Here is a 16,418-nt window from a genome sequence, read left to right on the forward strand (position 1 = left end):
TCGGAGATGGATATGACTGCGCTCTACATGATCATCGGTACCCTGGTTGCGTTGGGCGTGCTGGTCACCTTCCATGAATTTGGTCATTTCTGGGTTGCGCGCCGTTGCGGGGTCAAGGTGCTGCGTTTCTCGGTAGGCTTCGGCACCCCGCTGTTGCGCTGGCACGACCGGCATGGCACGGAATTCGTGGTTGCGGCCATTCCGCTGGGCGGTTACGTGAAGATGCTCGACGAGCGCGAGGGCGAAGTGCCGCCGGCGCTGATCGAGCAGTCGTTCAATCGCAAGCCGGTCGGCCAGCGCATCGCCATTGTCGCCGCTGGGCCGATCGCCAACTTCCTCCTGGCAATCGTGTTCTTCTGGCTGCTGGCCATGCTTGGCACCCAGCAGGTACGGCCGGTCATCGGTGCGGTCGAGGCGGGTAGCCTGGCCGCCAGTGCCGGCCTCGCTGCTGGCCAGGAAATCGTCTCGGTGGACGGCAAGGCGACCAATGGCTGGTCTGCGGTCAACCTGCAACTGGTGCGCCGCCTTGGCGAGAGCGGCACCCTGCGCGTGGGTGTGCTGGACGAGGGCAGCACTGCCGAGAAGCAACACGAGATCAACTTGAACCAGTGGCTGCGCGGGGCGGATGAACCCGATCCGATCCAGTCGCTGGGTCTGCGCCCGTGGCGCCCGGTGATTGCCCCGGTACTGGCCGAAATCGACCCGAACGGGCCGGCGGCGGCAGCGGGGCTGAAAACCGGTGACAAGCTGCTGAGCCTGGATGACATTGCCCTTAACGACTGGCAGCAAGTGGTCGACAGCGTGCGTGCCCGCCCAGAGGCCAAGGTGCAGCTGCGGATCGAGCGCGATGCTGCGGTGCTGAATGTCGCGGTAACCCTGGCGCGCAAAGGCGAAGGCCAGGCCTCCGGTGGTTACCTCGGGGCAGGGGTCAAAGGTGGCGAATGGCCGGCGACGATGCTGCGCGAAGTCAGCTATGGGCCGCTGGCCGCGATGGGCGAAGGCCTGACGCGGACCTGGAACATGAGCATTCTGACCCTTGAGTCGTTGAAGAAAATGCTGTTCGGCGAGCTCTCGGTAAAAAACTTGAGCGGACCGATAACCATTGCTAAAGTGGCGGGCGCTTCAGCCCAGTCGGGCGTTGGGGATTTCCTGAATTTCCTGGCCTACCTGAGCATAAGCCTGGGGGTTCTGAACCTGCTGCCCATTCCAGTACTGGATGGGGGGCATCTGTTGTTCTACCTGATCGAGTTGGCACGCGGCCGTCCGCTGTCGGATCGGGTGCAAGGTTGGGGGGTCCAGATCGGTATAAGTTTGGTCATAGGGGTGATGTTGCTCGCCCTGATCAACGATCTGGGTCGACTATAAAGCTTCGCTCAATTGCAAACCTGCCGCCTTTTTGCGGCGGGTTGTTTATTGCCAGTTGGAATAAAAGGACTTCATGAAACGTCTGCTGCTAACTGCGGTCCTCTCCGCACTGATGATCGCTGAAGTTCACGCTGAGTCCTTCACCATCTCCGATATCCGCGTCAACGGCCTGCAGCGGGTTTCCGCCGGCAGCGTGTTCGGCGCACTGCCTCTGAACGTGGGCGATCAGGCTGACGACCGTCGCCTGGTGGATTCCACCCGCTCGCTGTTCAAGACTGGCTTCTTCCAGGATATCCAGCTGAGCCGCGACGGCAACGTCTTGATCATCAATGTGGTCGAACGTCCGTCGGTAGCCAGCATCGAGATCGAAGGCAACAAGGCGATCAGCACTGAAGACCTGATGAAAGGTCTGAAGCAGTCTGGTCTGGCCGAAGGCGAGATCTTCCAGCGCGCCACCCTCGAGGGTGTGCGTAACGAACTGCAACGTCAGTACGTGGCCCAGGGCCGCTACTCGGCCGAGGTCGAAGCTGAAGTCGTGCCACAGCCGCGTAACCGGGTTGGCCTGAAGATCAACATCAACGAAGGCACGGTTGCCGCGATCCAGCACATCAACGTGGTGGGCAACACCGTGTTCGATGATGACGAACTCGGCCAGTTGTTCGAGCTGAAAACCACCAACTGGTTGTCGTTCTTCAAGAACGACGACAAGTATGCCCGCGAAAAACTCTCCGGTGACCTCGAGCGTCTGCGCTCCTACTACCTGGACCGCGGCTACATCAACATGGACATCGCTTCTACCCAGGTGTCGATCACCCCGGACAAGAAGCACGTCTACATCACCGTCAACATCAACGAAGGTGAGAAGTACACCGTTCGTGACGTGAAGCTGTCCGGTGACCTCAAGGTGCCGGAAGACCAGGTTCAGTCGCTGCTGCTGGTGCAGCCAGGCCAGGTCTTCTCGCGCAAGGTGATGACCACCACGTCCGACCTGATCACCCGTCGTCTGGGTAACGAAGGCTATACCTTCGCCAACGTCAACGGCGTGCCGCAGGCGCACGATGAAGACCACACCGTCGACATCATGTTCGTGGTCGACCCGGGCAAGCGTGCCTACGTCAACCGCATCAACTACCGCGGCAACACCAAGACCGAAGATGAAGTGCTGCGTCGCGAAATGCGCCAGATGGAAGGCGGCTGGGCTTCGACCTACCTGATCGACCAGTCCAAGACTCGCCTTGAGCGTCTGGGCTTCTTCAAGGAAGTCAACGTCGAGACCCCGCCTGTGCCGGGTACCGATGACCAGGTCGACGTCAACTACAGCGTTGAAGAGCAGGCCTCCGGTTCGATCACTGCCAGCGTCGGTTTCGCCCAGAGCGCCGGTTTGATCCTCGGTGGTTCGATCAGCCAGACCAACTTCCTCGGTACCGGTAACAAGGTTTCGATCGGTTTGACCCGCAGCGAATACCAGACCCGCTACAACTTTGGCTTCGTTGACCCCTACTGGACTGCCGATGGCGTCAGCCTGGGTTACAACGCCTTCTACCGCAGCACCGACTACGACGACCTCGACGTCGACGTGGCCAGCTACGCAGTAGACAGCCTGGGTGCCGGTGTCAGCGTCGGTTACCCGATCAGCGAGACATCGCGTCTGACCTACGGCCTGAGCGTGCAGCAGGACAAGCTGAAGACCGGTCGCTACACCGTTGACGAGATCTTCGACTTCGTCGACAAAGAGGGCGACAACTTCCTCAACTTCAAGGCGTCTGTCGGCTGGTCCGAATCGACCCTGAACAAAGGTGTACTGGCTACCCGTGGTCACTCCCAGAGTCTGACCCTGGAAAGCACCGTGCCGGGCAGCGACCTGTCGTTCTACAAACTGGACTACCGTGGCCAGCTGTTCAAGCCGCTGTCCAACGATTACACCCTGCGTCTGCACACTGAGCTGGGTTACGGTGACGGTTATGGCAGCACCTCTGGTCTGCCGTTCTACGAGAACTACTACGCCGGTGGTTTCAACTCGGTACGTGGCTTCAAGGACAACACCCTCGGCCCGCGCAGTACGCCGAGCAAGGGTAACCGTCCGGGTACTGCGGCTGACCCCGATCAGGATCCGTTGGCCTTCGGTGGCAACGTGCTGGTCCAGGGTGGTGTCGAGTTGCTGTTCCCGCTGCCGTTCGTCAAGGACCAGCGCTCGCTGCGCACCTCCGTGTTCTGGGACGTGGGTAACGTGTTCGACACCAACTGCGGTTCCAAGCCTGATTGCACCAAGGTCGGCTTCTCGGACATGGCCAGTTCGGTTGGCCTGGGCGTAACCTGGATCACTGCGCTGGGCCCGTTGAGCTTCAGTTTGGCAATGCCGATCAAGAAGCCGGCAGAAGCCGAAACCCAGGTGTTCCAATTCTCTCTGGGGCAGACCTTCTAAGGTCAGCCCCGTGCTAAACGACAACGGATTCTCCAGGAGTGCATCGTGCGTAAGTTGACCCAACTGGCCTTCGTGGCTGCGGCGCTGGTCGCCACCCCCGCTTTCGCCGAAATGAAAGTGGCTGTGCTGAACTATCAGATGGCACTGCTCGAGTCGGACGCCGCCAAGCGTTACGCCGTCGATGCCGAGAAGAAGTTCGGCCCGCAACTGACCAAGCTCAAGGGCCTGGAAAGCAGCGCCAAAGGCATCCAGGACCGTCTGCTCAAAGGCGGCGACAAGATGCAGCAGCAAGAGCGTGAGCGTCTTGAGCTCGAGTTCAAGCAAAAAGCCCGTGACTTCCAGTTCCAGTCCAAGGAACTCAACGAAGCCAAGGCCGTTGCCGACCGTGACATGCTCAAGCAGCTCAAGCCGAAGCTGGACGGTGCTGTTGAAGAAGTGATCAAGAAAGGCGGCTTTGACCTGGTGCTCGAGCGCGGCGCAGTGATCGATGTCAAACCGCAGTACGACATCACTCGCCAAGTCATCGAGCGCATGAACCAAGCCCGTTGATATGACCGTGACCATGACGCTCGGCCAATTGGCCGAGGCGCTCGGCGCTACCCTCAAGGGGCCCGAGGCGCTGCAGATTACCGGGCTGGCCACCTTGCAGGAGGCCGGTCCCGGGCAATTGAGCTTTCTCGCCAACCCGCAGTACCGCAAGTACCTGGACAATTCCCAGGCTTCTGCGGTTCTGCTCAAGGCAGCAGACGCCGAAAGCTTCGCCGGTAACACCCTGATCGTCGCCGACCCGTATCTGGCTTACGCGCGCATCTCTCACCTGTTTGATCCAAAGCCCAAGGCTGTAGCGGGGATTCACCCCAGCGCCGTGGTTGCTGATGACGCTCAGGTCGATGCCAGTGCCAGCATTGGGCCGTTTGCGGTGATCGAGAGCGGTGCGCGCATCGCTGCCAATGTCACCGTGGGTGCGCACTGCTTCATTGGTGCGCGCTGTGTGATTGGCGAAGGCGGCTGGCTGGCCCCGCGGGTCACGCTGTATCACGACGTGACCATTGGTGCGCGGGTGACGATTCAGTCCGGTGCGGTGATCGGCGGCGAGGGCTTCGGCTTTGCCAATGAGAAGGGCGTCTGGCGCAAGATTGCCCAGATCGGCGGTGTGAGCATCGGTGATGATGTCGAGATCGGCGTCAATACTGCGGTAGACCGCGGTGCATTGGCGGATACCCAGATCGGCAACGGGGTCAAGCTCGACAACCAGATCCAGATCGCGCACAACGTGCAGATTGGCGATCACACGGCTATGGCCGCGTGTGTCGGCATCTCTGGCAGTACCCGCATTGGCAAGCATTGCACCATTGCTGGCGGTGTCGGCATGGTTGGCCATATCGATGTCTGCGACAACGTGTTCGTCTCCGGCATGACCATGGTTACCCGTTCGATCACCGAGCCGGGTGCCTATTCTTCCGGCACGGCCATGCAGCCGCTGGGTGATTGGCGCAAGAGTGCGGCGCGGATTCGCCAGCTCGACGATATGGCCAAACGCCTGCAGCAGATGGAAAAACGCTTCGAGACCGTGACCTCAGGTGGCCAGCCGACATCAGAAGGCTGATACCATTTCCTGAGCCAAGAGTGATCCGTTGCTAGCTGGCTCCTCTATTGGATTGCTAAAGGAGCGTGTGGTCAGCACCTGCGCTCCCTATTCTTACTACAGGCTTCCCCCCGAAATGATGGACATCAACGAGATTCGCGAATACCTGCCTCACCGTTACCCGTTCCTGCTGGTGGACCGGGTCACGGAGCTGGACTTCGAGGCCCAGAGCATTCGTGCCTACAAGAATGTCAGCATCAACGAGCCGTTCTTCAATGGCCACTTCCCGGCCCACCCGATCATGCCAGGCGTGCTGATCATCGAAGCCATGGCCCAGGCAGCCGGGATTCTCGGGTTCAAGATGCTCGATGCCAAGCCGGCAGACGGCACGCTGTACTACTTCGTTGGCTCCGACAAGCTACGCTTCCGTCAGCCAGTGTTGCCAGGCGACCAGTTGGTCCTGGAAGCCAAGTTCCTCAGCCGCAAGAGCATGATCTGGAAGTTTGAGTGCCGTGCCCTGGTTGACGGCAAGCCGGTATGCTCGGCGCAGATTACCTGTGCGGAACGCTCCCTATGAATTCAATTGATCCGCGGGCTATCGTCGATCCTTCTGCCAGGCTGGCGGACGGTGTCGAGGTGGGCCCCTGGTCGATCATTGGTCCCGATGTCGAAATCGGGGAGGGCACAGTAATCGGCCCACATGTGGTACTCAAAGGGCCGACCCGGATCGGCAAGAACAACCGTATCTACCAGTTTTCCTCGATTGGCGAAGACACCCCTGACCTCAAGTACAAGGGTGAAGCGACGCGTCTGGTGATCGGCGACCACAACGTGATCCGCGAAGGCGTGACCATTCACCGCGGAACCGTTCAGGACCGTGCTGAAACCACCCTCGGCGATCACAATTTGATCATGGCCTATGCCCACATTGGCCATGACAGCGTGATCGGCAACAATTGCATTCTGGTCAACAACACTGCGCTGGCTGGCCATGTGCATGTGGGCGACTGGGCAATTCTGTCTGGTTACACCCTGGTTCATCAGTACTGCCATATCGGCGCTCACGCGTTTTCCGGCATGGGCACCGCGATCGGCAAGGACGTACCCGCGTTCGTCACTGTATTTGGCAGCCCGGCCGAAGCCCGCAGCATGAACTTCGAAGGCATGCGTCGGCGTGGATTCAGCGATGAAGTCATCCTCGCGCTGCGCAAGGCCTACAAAATGGTCTATCGCCAGGGCTTGACGGCTGACGAGGCTATCAACGAGTTGCAGGAGTTGGCTGCATTGCACCCTGAGGTCGAGCTGTTCCGTGCCTCCATCCAGAGCTCCGCTCGCGGCATCACCCGCTGATATGAGTGAGCTTTGTGTAGCGTTGGTCGCAGGTGAGGCCAGCGGCGATATCCTTGGCTCCGGTTTGATGCGCGCACTCAAGGCGCGCCATCCTGGTGTGCGCTTTATCGGTGTCGGCGGCCCGTTGATGGAGGCCGAGGGCATGCAGTCCTACTTCCCCATGGAGCGCCTGGCAGTGATGGGTCTGGTTGAGGTGCTCGGGCGTCTGCGTGAGCTGCTCAAGCGACGCAAACTGCTGATCGAGACCCTGCTTGACGCGAAGCCCGATGTGTTCATCGGCATCGATGCACCCGACTTCACCCTCAATATTGAACTGAAACTGCGCCAGCACGGCATCAAGACCGTGCACTACGTCAGCCCGTCGGTCTGGGCCTGGCGGCAGAAGCGGGTGCTGAAGATCCGCGAAGGCTGCGACCTGATGCTGACCCTGCTGCCATTCGAGGCGCGCTTCTATGAAGAGCAGGGTGTACCGGTGCGCTTTGTCGGCCATCCGCTGGCCGATACGATTCCGCTGGAGGCTGACCGTCAAGCCGCTCGTGCCGAGCTGGGCCTGCCCGCCGGGCCGCTGGTGGCATTGATGCCCGGCAGCCGCGGCGGCGAAGTCGGCCGGCTGGGTGCGCTGTTCCTGGAGGCCGCCGAGCGTTTGCAGCAGTTGATCCCGGGTGTGCGGTTTGTCTTGCCCTGCGCCAACCAGACCCGCCGTGAGCAGATCGAGCAGATGCTGGCAGGTCGCGACCTGCCGCTGACTCTGCTTGATGGTCAGTCACATCAGGCACTGGCCGCCTGCGATGCAGTGCTGATTGCGTCGGGTACCGCTACGCTGGAAGCGATGCTGTACAAGCGGCCAATGGTTGTCGCCTATCGCCTGGCGCCGCTGACCTACTGGATTCTCAAACGCATGGTCAAAAGCCCCTATGTGTCGCTGCCCAATCTGTTGGCGCAGCGCATGTTGGTGCCGGAACTGCTGCAGGACGCCGCCACCAGCGAGGCCCTGGCGCAGACCCTGGCACCGTTACTTGCCGATGGTCAGCATCAGACTGACAGCTTTGATCAGATTCACCGCACCCTCCGCCGTGACGCCTCGAACCAGGCGGCGGACGCAGTGCTGGCCTTGTTGGAGCGACGCTAGATGCAGCTGGGACTGGATTTCAACCTGGTCGAAGAACTCGTTGCAGGCGTCGACGAAGTTGGCCGCGGGCCACTCTGCGGTGCGGTGGTTACGGCAGCGGTGATCCTCGATCCACGGCGGCCGATCCTCGGCTTGAACGACTCCAAAAAGCTCACCGAAGCCAGGCGCGAAGCGTTGTTCGACGAAATCTGCGAAAAAGCCCTGAGCTTTTGCATTGCGCGGGCTGAGGTTGATGAAATCGACCGGCTGAACATTCTCCATGCCACCATGCTGGCCATGCAGCGCGCGGTCGAGGGCTTGAGCATCACGCCCAAGCTTGCCTTGATCGATGGCAATCGCTGCCCGGTGCTGGCTGTGCCATCCGCCCCAGTGGTGCAGGGCGACGCCAAGGTGCCTGCGATCGCTGCCGCGTCGATCCTGGCCAAGGTCACCCGCGACCGCGAGATGAGCGCCTTCGAGTTGATCTACCCCGGCTACGGTATGGGTGGTCACAAAGGCTATCCGACCCCCGTGCACCTTGAGGCGCTGGCCCGGCTTGGGCCTACGCCGATCCACCGGCGCTCCTTCGCGCCGGTGCGGGTGGCCTGGGAAGCCCGTGCGGGCGTGCCTACCTCGCTGATCTGATTGCCCGCGCGGGTCGCGCTGCGACCCTGCAGGCCGTCACGTGGCAGCGCAGCCGATCACATTTGCGGTACAATCCCGCGCTTGTCCGCTGCTCTGCTATAGGCCCCCTTACATGTCGGTTTCTTTCGTTCACCTTCGTGTGCACTCCGAATTCTCCCTGGTTGATGGCCTGGTGCGGATCAAGCCGCTGGCCAAGGCCTTGGCCGGACTGAACATGCCGGCAGTGGCGATTACCGACCAGAGCAACATGTGCTCGTTGGTGAAGTTCTACAAGAGCGCGATGGGCAACGGCATCAAGCCGATTTGCGGCGCCGATTTGTGGCTGGCCGGGGCTGATCCGGAAGCGCCATTGTCGCGTATCTGCTTCCTGGCGATGAACCCCAAGGGTTATCGCAACCTCACCGAATTGATTTCGCGCGGCTGGGTCGACGGCCAGCGCAATGGCTTGGTGGTCATCCAGCGCGACTGGATAGCCCCGGCCAGCGAAGGCTTGATCGCACTGTCTGCCGCCCGCGAAGGGGATATCGGCATGGCCCTGCTCAGCGGCCGCAGCGCAGAGGCCGAAGCCTTGCTGCGCGACTGGCTGGGCATGTTCCCCGGGCGCTTCTACGTCGAGCTGCAGCGCACCAATCGTCCTGGTGATGAAGACTACCTGCACGCCGCTGTAGCCCTGGCTGACCGGGTTGGCGCGCCGCTGGTCGCGACCAACGATGTGCGCTTCATCAAACAGACTGATTTTGACGCCCACGAAACCCGCGTCTGCATCGGTGAGGGCTGGACCCTCGACGACCCGCGCCGACCGCGCCTGTACAGCGATCAGCAATACCTGAAAAGCCAGGAAGAGATGGTCGAGCTGTTCAGCGACCTGCCCGACGCCGTGGCCAACACGGTGGAAATCGCCAAGCGCTGCAACATCGAGGTGCAACTGGGCAAGCACTTCCTGCCCGACTTCCCGACGCCCAATGGCATGGGCATCGATGACTACCTGCGCCACGTTTCCCACGAGGGCCTGGAAGAACGGCTGACGGTGATCCTGCCCAAGGACACTACCGAGGACTACCAAGCCAAGCGTCAGGTCTATCTGGACCGGCTCAAGTTCGAGCTGGATATCATCATCCAAATGGGCTTCCCCGGTTACTTCCTGATCGTTATGGACTTCATCAAGTGGGCCAAGAACAACGGCGTGCCGGTCGGCCCTGGCCGGGGTTCGGGTGCCGGTTCGCTGGTCGCCTACGTGTTGAAGATCACCGACCTGGACCCGCTGGCCTACGACCTGCTGTTCGAGCGCTTCCTCAACCCTGAGCGGGTATCGATGCCCGACTTCGACGTCGACTTCTGCATGGATGGCCGCGACCGAGTCATCGAGTACGTCGCCGACGCCTACGGGCGTAACGCGGTAAGCCAGATCATCACCTTTGGCACCATGGCTGCGAAAGCGGTGGTGCGCGATGTGGCGCGGGTGCAGGGCAAGTCCTACGGGCTGGCTGATCGTCTGTCGAAGATGATCCCGTTCGAAGTCGGCATGACGCTGGAAAAGGCCTACGAGCAGGAGGAGGTGCTGCGCGACTTCCTCAAGAGTGACGAGGATGGCCGCGAGATCTGGGACATGGCCCTCAAGCTCGAGGGCGTCTGCCGCGGTACCGGCAAGCACGCGGGTGGTGTGGTTATCGCACCAACCAAGCTCACCGACTTTTCGCCGATCGCCTGTGACGAAGAGGGCGGCGGCCTGGTAACCCAGTTCGACAAGGACGACGTCGAGGCGGCGGGGCTGGTCAAGTTCGACTTCCTCGGCCTGCGCACCCTGACCATCATCAAGTGGGCGATGGAGACGATCAATCGCGAGCAGGCCAAGGAAGGCTTGCCCGATCTGAACATCGACTTCATCCCGCTGGACGACAAGAAAACCTACGAGCTGCTGCAAAAGGCCGAGACCACTGCGGTATTCCAGCTCGAGTCGCGCGGCATGAAAGAGCTGATCAAGAAGCTCAAGCCCGACTGCCTGGAAGACCTTATCGCATTGGTGGCGTTGTTCCGCCCAGGCCCACTGCAGTCGGGCATGGTTGATGACTTCATCAACCGTAAACACGGTCGCGCCGAGCTGGCCTACCCACACCCGGACTACCAGTACGAAGGCCTGCAGCCTGTATTGGCACCGACCTACGGCATCATCCTGTATCAGGAACAGGTGATGCAGATCGCCCAGGTCATGGCCGGCTACACCCTCGGCGGCGCTGACATGCTGCGTCGGGCGATGGGTAAGAAAAAGCCCGAAGAGATGGCCAAGCAGCGCGGCGGCTTCATCGAGGGTTGTGCCAACAACGGCATCAGTGCGGATCTGGCCGGTAACATCTTCGATCTGGTAGAAAAATTCGCCGGCTACGGCTTCAACAAGTCGCACTCGGCCGCCTACGGCCTGGTTTCTTATCAGACCGCCTGGCTCAAGACGCACTACCCGGCGCCGTTCATGGCGGCCGTACTTTCTGCGGATATGCACAACACCGACAAGGTGGTGGTGCTGATCGAAGAAGTGCGCACCATGAAACTGCGCCTTGACGCCCCGGATGTGAACGCCTCCGAGTTCAAGTTCACAGTCGACGACGATGGACGCATCATTTATGGCCTGGGCGCGATCAAGGGTGTAGGTGAAGGGCCGGTGGAGGCCATTGTCGAGGCGCGCAGTGCCGGCGGGCCGTTCAAGGATCTATTCGACTTCTGTGAGCGCATCGACCTCAAGCGGGTCAACAAGCGTACTCTCGATGCACTGATCCGCAGCGGTGCGCTGGATCGCCTCGGGCCGCACTTCCACGACGAGATCAAGGCCTACCAGGCCAACATCGACCGCAACCGGGCAGCGCTGATGTCGGCGCTCGAAGAGGCGGTGAAGTCGGCCGAGCAGACCGCGCGGACCGCCGATAGCGGCCACATCGACCTGTTTGGCGGGCTGTTCGTCGAAGCCGATGTCGACGTTTATGCCAACCACCGCAAGGCGCGCGAGCTGACCCTCAAAGAGCGCTTGAAAGGGGAAAAGGACACGCTGGGGCTGTACCTGACCGGCCACCCGATCGACGAGTACGAAGGCGAAATCCGCCGCTTCGCCCGCCAGCGGATCATCGACCTGAAACCGTCGCGCGAAGTGCAGACGGTGGCCGGGATGATCATTGCCTTGCGCGTGATGAAGAACAAGAAAGGTGACAAGATGGGCTTCGTCACCCTCGATGACCGCTCCGGACGCATCGAAGCCTCGCTGTTCGCAGACTCGTTCATGGCCGCCCAGGCACTGTTGCAGAACGATGCCATGGTCGTGGTCGAGGGCGAGGTCAGTAACGATGATTTCTCTGGCGGCCTGCGCCTGCGCGTCAAGCAGGTGATGACCATGGAAGACGCGCGCACGCGGCTGGCCGAGAGCCTGCGCCTGAAGGTCGCCCATGATGCACTCAAAGGTGACCGCCTGCGCTGGCTGGGTGAACTGATCACCCGTCATCGTGGCGGTTGTCCGATCACCCTTGAATACACCGGTAACGACGCCAAGGCCATGCTGCAGTTTAGTAATGACTGGGCGATCGACCCGGCGGACGGGCTGATTCAAGCCCTGCGTGACCAGTTCGGGCGTGAGAACGTCTTCCTGCAATACCGCTAATGCGATGATTTTTTAATCTCGACCTGAATGCGCCTGATCCTTTAAGGTAGGGCGCCAAACGGATCAACCGGCCGGCCGCCTGGCCGTAGACCCAAGACGGATGCCTATGAACCCGAATTTCCTCGATTTCGAACAGCCGATTGCCGACCTGCAAGCCAAGATTGAAGAGCTGCGTCTGGTTGGCAATGACAACTCGCTGAACATCAGCGATGAGATTGCCCGTCTGCAAGACAAGAGCAGCACCCTCACCGAAAGCATCTTCAGCAATCTGACCAGCTGGCAGATTGCGCGCCTGGCTCGTCACCCGCGCCGGCCGTACACACTGGACTACCTGCAGCACATCTTCACCGAGTTCGAAGAGCTGCACGGCGACCGCCACTTCTCCGACGACGCTGCCATTGTTGGTGGTACTGCGCGTCTGGACGGCAAGCCGGTGATGGTCATCGGTCACCAGAAAGGCCGTGAAGTGCGCGAGAAGGTGCGTCGCAACTTCGGTATGCCGCGTCCGGAAGGCTACCGCAAGGCCTGCCGCCTCATGGAAATGGCCGAGCGCTTCAAGATGCCGATCCTGACCTTCATCGATACTCCGGGTGCCTACCCAGGCATCGACGCCGAAGAGCGCAACCAGAGCGAGGCTATTGCCTGGAACCTGCGTGTCATGGCGCGGCTGAAAACCCCGATTATCGCCACCGTGATTGGCGAAGGTGGTTCGGGCGGTGCCCTGGCCATTGGTGTCTGTGACCAGTTGAACATGCTGCAGTACTCGACCTATGCGGTGATCTCGCCGGAAGGTTGCGCTTCGATCCTGTGGAAAACCGCCGACAAGGCTGCCGATGCAGCCGAAGCGATGGGTATCACTGCCGAGCGCCTGAAGAGCTTGAATATCGTCGACCAAGTGATCGAGGAGCCGCTGGGCGGCGCCCATCGTGATCCAGTCAAGGTTTCGCAAACCATTCGTGGCGAGCTGATTCAGCAGCTGGATATGCTCAGTGGACTGGACCATGACACGCTGCTCAAGCGTCGTTATGACCGCCTGATGAGCTACGGTCTCTGATCTGAGTTGATGCCGTCGGGGTCGCGCAGCGACCCCAGCTTCTCAGTGAGGCACACATGATCGACCTCACCCACAGCCTTTCCCCCTGGCAGCACGCTCCCGCGTGGTATGTCGCCCTCTCCGGCGGCCTCGACTCCAGCGTCCTCCTGCACCTTCTCGCTGACTACACCCGCCACCACCACGCGCCCCCCCTGCGTGCCATCCACATCCACCACGGCCTGCAAGCCGCCGCCGACAGCTGGCCAGCCCATTGCCAATCCCTGTGCGACAAGCTCGCCATCGAACTGCAGGTCATCCACGTCACGGTCGCGCCCGGCGCCAGCCTCGAGCAAGCCGCGCGCAATGCTCGTTATCACGCCTTTGCCGACATTCTGCGCCCCGGTGAAGTCCTGTTCACCGGCCAGCACCGCGACGATCAGGCTGAAACCCTGCTGTTCAGGCTATTGCGCGGCGCCGGCTTGCGTGGCCTGGCGGCAATGCCAGCAGCCAGGCCGCTTGGCCAGGGGCAGTTGGTCAGGCCATTGCTGGCCCTGTCGCGGCAACAATTGCACAGCTATGCCGAGCAGTCCCAACTGCGCTGGATAGAAGACCCGAGCAATGCCGACACCCACTATGCCCGTAATTTTCTGCGCGGCGAGGCTTTGCCGCTGCTGCACCAGCGCTGGCCGCAAGCCAGCCAGAGCCTGGCGCGCAGTGCCGATCATCTGGGCGAGGCGCTGAGCCTGCTCAACGAACTCGCCGCTGACGACCTGGCGCTGGCAGGGCAGGGCGCTCCGAGCGCATGGCCTGGGCTGGACTCACTCGCTCTGGAAGCGCTCAAGGCACTCTCGCCCGCCCGTCAGCGCAATGCTTTGCAGTACTGGTTAAGCACTCGCACGCGGTTGCCGGATAGCCGCCATTGGGTCGGTTGGGAAGCGTTGCGCGACGCCGCCGATGACGCGCAACCCATCTGGCGCCTGGCCGACGGCCAGTTGCAACGCAGCCACGGCCGCATCTGGTGGCTCAGCGGCGATTGGCTGACCGCCCCTTCAGGCGAGCTCGCCTGGCCGGATCATGGCCGGCCGCTAGAGTTGCCGGGCAACGGCCGCGTACGCCTGTGCGGTACGTTGCCGCAGGCAGCGCTGCGGATTGCCTATCGTCAGGGCGGCGAACGGCTGGCGCTACCCGGCCGCGGCCACCGCGACCTCAAGCGCTTGCTCAACGAACATCAGGTGCCACACTTCATTCGGCCAAGGCTGCCGCTGCTGTGGCAGGGCGAGCGCCTGCTGGCAGTGGCCAACCTGCCGCAACTGGCCCAGGGCGACTGTACCTTGGAGTGGCGGATGCCGAGCAACGCGCAAGGTTTGAGCTGAGGATTAGATTCCGGTAGACTACCCTCCCTTCTTGATACAACTTCTGTGGCTTCATCGAAAACACAGCAGTTGCCGATTACCAAGCAGTTTTTTGCTGGGCTGATTTCCTAAAATGACGAGCGAGCTCCATGCCGGGTATGCACCTGGTCTGTACAGACGCGGCAGTTTTTCGAGATGCACTGTGATTGACGCAGGTGATCGGGGGCTTCGGCCTTCCTTCGCTTTCTCCGGCGGCGCTAGCCGCTTTAACGCAGACTTCTAGGGTTTTTCATGACGCGCTACATATTCGTCACGGGCGGTGTTGTTTCTTCATTGGGGAAAGGCATTGCCTCGGCTTCCCTGGCGGCCATCCTGGAAGCGCGGGGGCTTAAGGTCACCATGCTCAAACTGGATCCGTACATCAACGTCGATCCAGGCACCATGAGCCCGTTCCAGCATGGTGAGGTGTTCGTCACCCATGACGGCGCCGAGACCGACCTTGACCTGGGCCACTATGAGCGGTTCATCCGCACCACGATGACCCAGAACAACAACTTCACCACTGGCCGTGTCTACGAGCACGTGCTGCGCAAAGAGCGCCGTGGTGATTACCTGGGCGCGACCATTCAGGTCATCCCGCACATCACCGACGAAATCAAGCGCCGCATCATCAAGGGTGCTGGCGACGCTGACGTTGCCCTGGTCGAAATCGGCGGCACGGTCGGCGACATCGAGTCGCAACCGTTCCTCGAGGCGATCCGCCAGTTGCGCTTCGAAGTCGGCGCCAAGCGCGCGATGCTGATGCACCTGACGCTGGTGCCGTACATCGCCACTGCTGGCGAGACCAAGACCAAGCCGACTCAGCACTCGGTCAAGGAACTGCGCTCGATCGGCCTGCAGCCTGACGTGCTGGTGTGCCGCTCCGATCACCCGATCGACAACTCATCGCGCCGCAAGATCGCCCAGTTCACCAACGTTGAAGAACGTGCGGTGATCGCGCTGGAAGACGCCGACACCATCTACAAGATCCCGGGCATCCTGCATGCACAGGGTCTGGACGACTTCGTCACCGAGCGCTTTGGCCTGCAGTGCGACAGCGCTGACCTGTCCGAGTGGGACAAGGTGGTCGACGCCAAGCTCAACCCTGAGCATGAAGTCACCATCGCCATGGTCGGCAAGTACATGGAGCTGCTGGATGCGTACAAGTCGCTGATCGAAGCGATGAGCCACGCCGGTATCCAGAATCGCACCAAGGTCAACCTGCGTTACATCGACTCCGAAGACATCGAGAACCAGGGCACCAGCCTGCTCGAAGGTGCTGATGCCATTCTGGTCCCGGGCGGCTTCGGTCTGCGCGGTGTCGAAGGCAAGATCAAGGCGGTCCAGTTCGCTCGCGAGAACAAGGTGCCGTACCTGGGTATCTGCCTGGGCATGCAGGTTGCCGTGATCGAGTTCGCCCGTAACGTAATGGGCTGGGCTGACGCCAACTCCACCGAGTTCGACCGCAACAGCGAGCACCCGGTGGTGGGGCTGATTACCGAGTGGGCCGACAACACCGGTTCCGTCGAAACCCGTACCGAAGCCTCCGATCTGGGCGGCACCATGCGTCTGGGCGCCCAGGAATGCCAGCTGATCGGCAACTCCAAGGTCCACGATTGCTATGGCAAGGACGTCATCGTCGAGCGTCACCGCCACCGCTACGAGGTCAACAACAACCTGCTGCCGCAGATGATTGAAGCTGGCCTGCAGATTTCCGGGCGTTCCGGTGACGGCGCGTTGGTCGAAGTGGTCGAGTCGAAGGACCATCCGTGGTTCGTTGCTTGCCAGTTCCACCCCGAGTTCACTTCCACCCCGCGTGACGGTCATCCGCTGTTCAGCGGCTTCGTCAAGGCGGCACTGGTCCAGAAGAACAAGGCCTGAT

At 61.3% G+C, this 16,418-nt stretch carries 12 protein-coding genes; all 12 read left to right on the top strand.

The window, feature by feature from the left end:
* The first annotated feature begins 12 nt into the window (after positions 1-12).
* Positions 13-1,365 carry an RIP metalloprotease RseP gene (gene rseP, locus IDM28_RS05635; RefSeq protein ID WP_188035526.1) on the top strand — a complete coding sequence of 451 codons (1,353 nt, stop codon included), beginning with the start codon at positions 13-15 and terminating at the stop codon, positions 1,363-1,365.
* A gap of 73 nt (positions 1,366-1,438) precedes the next feature.
* Positions 1,439-3,787: an outer membrane protein assembly factor BamA gene (gene bamA / locus IDM28_RS05640; RefSeq protein WP_101317252.1), complete on the top strand. Its 2,349-nt coding sequence runs from the start codon at positions 1,439-1,441 to the stop codon at positions 3,785-3,787.
* Between the two features lie 45 nt (positions 3,788-3,832).
* On the top strand, positions 3,833-4,336 hold the full coding sequence (locus IDM28_RS05645) for an OmpH family outer membrane protein (protein ID WP_101317254.1): 504 nt from the start codon (positions 3,833-3,835) through the stop codon (positions 4,334-4,336).
* Between the two features lies 1 nt (position 4,337).
* On the top strand, positions 4,338-5,393 hold the full coding sequence (lpxD, locus tag IDM28_RS05650; protein ID WP_188035527.1) for a UDP-3-O-(3-hydroxymyristoyl)glucosamine N-acyltransferase: 1,056 nt from the start codon (positions 4,338-4,340) through the stop codon (positions 5,391-5,393).
* 115 nt (positions 5,394-5,508) lie between these two features.
* A complete protein-coding gene (gene fabZ / locus IDM28_RS05655; RefSeq protein ID WP_101317259.1) occupies positions 5,509-5,949 on the top strand; it encodes a 3-hydroxyacyl-ACP dehydratase FabZ in 441 nt (146 codons plus the stop codon).
* Positions 5,946-6,722 (top strand): acyl-ACP--UDP-N-acetylglucosamine O-acyltransferase, encoded by a 777-nt coding sequence (gene lpxA / locus IDM28_RS05660; RefSeq protein ID WP_101317262.1) that lies wholly within the window; start codon positions 5,946-5,948, stop codon positions 6,720-6,722. The genes fabZ and lpxA overlap by 4 nt, the downstream gene beginning before the upstream one ends.
* 1 nt (position 6,723) lies before the next feature.
* Positions 6,724-7,851: a lipid-A-disaccharide synthase gene (gene lpxB / locus IDM28_RS05665; protein ID WP_181088546.1), complete on the top strand. Its 1,128-nt coding sequence runs from the start codon at positions 6,724-6,726 to the stop codon at positions 7,849-7,851.
* Positions 7,852-8,475, top strand: a complete 624-nt coding sequence (gene rnhB / locus IDM28_RS05670) for a ribonuclease HII (RefSeq protein WP_101317266.1) — start codon at positions 7,852-7,854, stop codon at positions 8,473-8,475.
* Positions 8,476-8,587: 112 nt separating this feature from the next.
* On the top strand, positions 8,588-12,112 hold the full coding sequence (dnaE, locus tag IDM28_RS05675) for a DNA polymerase III subunit alpha (RefSeq protein ID WP_188035528.1): 3,525 nt from the start codon (positions 8,588-8,590) through the stop codon (positions 12,110-12,112).
* A 106-nt stretch (positions 12,113-12,218) separates the two neighbouring features.
* Positions 12,219-13,166 (top strand): acetyl-CoA carboxylase carboxyltransferase subunit alpha, encoded by a 948-nt coding sequence (locus tag IDM28_RS05680; protein ID WP_101317270.1) that lies wholly within the window; start codon positions 12,219-12,221, stop codon positions 13,164-13,166.
* 56 nt (positions 13,167-13,222) lie between these two features.
* Positions 13,223-14,518, top strand: coding sequence for a tRNA lysidine(34) synthetase TilS (tilS, locus tag IDM28_RS05685; RefSeq protein ID WP_188035529.1), 1,296 nt, complete (start codon positions 13,223-13,225; stop codon positions 14,516-14,518).
* 270 nt (positions 14,519-14,788) lie between these two features.
* A complete protein-coding gene (locus IDM28_RS05690) occupies positions 14,789-16,417 on the top strand; it encodes a CTP synthase (protein ID WP_101317274.1) in 1,629 nt (542 codons plus the stop codon).
* The last annotated feature ends 1 nt before the right edge of the window (position 16,418 follow it).

Origin of the sequence: Pseudomonas sp. EZ-C24, from assembly GCF_014525325.1 — a bacterium.
Lineage (GTDB): Bacteria > Pseudomonadota > Gammaproteobacteria > Pseudomonadales > Pseudomonadaceae > Aquipseudomonas > Aquipseudomonas shirazensis.

What these genes read in the sequence shown, in the direction of transcription:
- rseP (WP_188035526.1), top strand. Translation starts at nt 13, where the DNA reads ATGACTGCGCTCTACATGATCATCGGTACCCTGGTTGCGTTGGGCGTG.
- bamA (WP_101317252.1), top strand. Translation starts at nt 1,439, where the DNA reads ATGAAACGTCTGCTGCTAACTGCGGTCCTCTCCGCACTGATGATCGCT.
- lpxD (WP_188035527.1), top strand. Translation starts at nt 4,338, where the DNA reads ATGACCGTGACCATGACGCTCGGCCAATTGGCCGAGGCGCTCGGCGCT.
- fabZ (WP_101317259.1), top strand. Translation starts at nt 5,509, where the DNA reads ATGATGGACATCAACGAGATTCGCGAATACCTGCCTCACCGTTACCCG.
- lpxA (WP_101317262.1), top strand. Translation starts at nt 5,946, where the DNA reads ATGAATTCAATTGATCCGCGGGCTATCGTCGATCCTTCTGCCAGGCTG.
- lpxB (WP_181088546.1), top strand. Translation starts at nt 6,724, where the DNA reads ATGAGTGAGCTTTGTGTAGCGTTGGTCGCAGGTGAGGCCAGCGGCGAT.
- rnhB (WP_101317266.1), top strand. Translation starts at nt 7,852, where the DNA reads ATGCAGCTGGGACTGGATTTCAACCTGGTCGAAGAACTCGTTGCAGGC.
- dnaE (WP_188035528.1), top strand. Translation starts at nt 8,588, where the DNA reads ATGTCGGTTTCTTTCGTTCACCTTCGTGTGCACTCCGAATTCTCCCTG.
- IDM28_RS05680 (WP_101317270.1), top strand. Translation starts at nt 12,219, where the DNA reads ATGAACCCGAATTTCCTCGATTTCGAACAGCCGATTGCCGACCTGCAA.
- tilS (WP_188035529.1), top strand. Translation starts at nt 13,223, where the DNA reads ATGATCGACCTCACCCACAGCCTTTCCCCCTGGCAGCACGCTCCCGCG.
- IDM28_RS05690 (WP_101317274.1), top strand. Translation starts at nt 14,789, where the DNA reads ATGACGCGCTACATATTCGTCACGGGCGGTGTTGTTTCTTCATTGGGG.